Source organism: Pseudonocardia charpentierae (assembly GCF_031845345.1).
Lineage (GTDB): Bacteria > Actinomycetota > Actinomycetes > Mycobacteriales > Pseudonocardiaceae > Pseudonocardia > Pseudonocardia charpentierae.
Genome location: NZ_JAVREJ010000108.1, coordinates 1 through 443 on the forward strand (window position 1 = coordinate 1; position 443 = coordinate 443).

Genomic DNA, 443 nt, shown 5'->3' on the forward strand with positions numbered 1-443 from the left:
GGGGTGTCGTCCCCGGCCGACACCGAGGCCACCGCCCAGTCGAACAGCCGCGGGCCCTTGGCCCCGTCCGCGCAGCTGCGGCGCTTCCACGCCTGCTCCGGTGCCCTCGCCGTGGCGTGGTCGGCCCGGCTCGAGCCGGCTCCAGCCGGGATGGTCTGGGAACGAGGGACGGCGACGACGTAGCCGATCCGGCGCTTCTCGCACCAGGTGCGGAACTTGTAGTCCTGCCCATAGGCCTCATCCGCGGTCACCCAGGCGGCGGGAACACCGGCGGACAAGGCGCGGTCGAGCATCTGCTGGGCCAGCACGGTCTTGGTGGCGAACTCGATTTCCTCGGGGATAGCTGCCGCCTGGCAGCGGTCCCGATCGGCGGTCCACGTTTTCGGCAGGTACAGCTCCCGGTCGATCAGGGTGCGGCCCTTGCTGGTGGCGTAGGCGAGGAA

General features: G+C 71.1%; 1 protein-coding gene. It reads right to left on the bottom strand.

The window, feature by feature from the left end; all coding sequences use genetic code 11:
- A partial coding sequence (locus RM445_RS32070; protein ID WP_311560616.1) for an IS701 family transposase occupies positions 1 to 443 on the bottom strand: 443 nt, incomplete at both ends.